The 1,390-nt window shown below is 42.9% G+C and carries 1 protein-coding gene; it reads right to left on the bottom strand.

Annotated elements, in window-relative coordinates; translation table 11 throughout:
* Window positions 1-183: 183 nt before the first annotated feature.
* Window positions 184-1,140: a transposase gene (locus CUJ83_RS15500; protein WP_230743376.1), complete on the bottom strand. Its 957-nt coding sequence runs from the start codon at window positions 1,138-1,140 to the stop codon at window positions 184-186.
* Window positions 1,141-1,390 lie beyond the last annotated feature (250 nt).

Here is a 1,390-nt window from a genome sequence, read left to right as displayed (position 1 = left end):
CCAGTAGTTCCGTTGGTTTGCTTGTGGTTGTTTGGTTAGGGGTTGTGTTTTTTTGTTTTTTGTGTGTTTTTTTGTTTGTGTTGTTGTTTGGTGTTTGGTGTTTTTTGTGTTTTGGTGTCTTTTTTAGCAAGTGGTGTGGGAGTTAAAAAATGGGGTGTCCTTTTGTGGTCGTTTTTAGTCTTGTTATTCCATGTTGTTTTTTGTGGGTGTTGTTATCATTTCTTGTATGAGTTTGTGGAGTGTGAGGTCGTACTGTTTTTGTCTTAACGGTCTGTCAGTGATTCTGATTTCGAGTTGTTTCCACAGGTTGGCCAGTATTAACGAGATGGTTTCGAGGAGTATTCTGTAAGCCGGGTTTTTGCTTGATGTTGTTGGTTTCACTACTTTTTTGACCTTGAAGTTGACTTCTATGTTCCATCTTCCGCGATAGATCATGTCCAGTATCCATTCCATGCCGGGGGGTGTCTCGATGTTGGAGATGTAAGCGTAATATCCTTCCTCGTCTTCGACGGGTATGAAATACACGTTCACGGTCTTCCAGACCGAATTTCCCGGATCTTTCTTCCTCATATGGTACAAAGCATGAAAAATCCCTGTACGACGGGCGTTCTCGTATAACCGGTCAAGGGTCTTGGAATGTTTGAAAGGCATGATGTAAAGATGATCGTTCGATTCCAGGTAGTTGATAACATCGACTCCGGCGAAAAACTTGTCCATGAGAACCACGCCCACCCTGTTCTTTAAAACAGGATTACGACCCACGTCTTCCAGCAATCCTTTCACTATCTCAAGATTGGAAACACCTTTCCTAGCCCCCATGATAGAGACGGCCTGATAAAAACACTTGCCGGTCACACTCGCGACCCCGTACCGATGACATCTCCTCCTCTTACCCTTATGACCTTCAAGAGTCTTCACGGTGAAAGGCGTGCTCTTACCATAATACAAGACATCATGATAATCAATACTAACATTCTTAGTACGAACAAACATCCTCGCACCCCCCGCCATCCTCACCGACAATTTCAAGAGCCTGTTACAAACCTTCTCCATCATCTCCAACGATATCTTATTAACAGAACTCAAAACCACATCAGGACTCACACCACCATACTCATCATGAAACATCTCAATACTCATACCACTAAGGCAACAACCGCAAAGACTGTAAAAAATTTTCTTCCCTTTTCTACGACCCAGAACAGGAATACCAGAAAAAACACCGGCAAACCCTTTTAACGCCGTAACACTAACCGCTTTAACGGAAGGCAAACCCTCAGAGATATAAACACTTTTTAATCCCATAAAAAGAAAAATATCTCAACACAAGAGGAAAACGCCTTCCAACAAAAACACCGAACAACCACTCACACACCAACGGAACTACTGG

It is taken from the genome of Methanooceanicella nereidis, assembly GCF_021023085.1.
In the GTDB taxonomy this organism is placed as follows: domain Archaea; phylum Halobacteriota; class Methanocellia; order Methanocellales; family Methanocellaceae; genus Methanooceanicella; species Methanooceanicella nereidis.
The sequence above is the reverse complement of the archived record's forward strand: the minus strand, read 5'-3'. Positions and strand labels throughout refer to the sequence as shown.

Coding starts and splice junctions, on each gene's coding strand:
- CUJ83_RS15500 (WP_230743376.1), bottom strand. CDS start 1,140: ATGAGTATTGAGATGTTTCATGATGAGTATGGTGGTGTGAGTCCTGAT.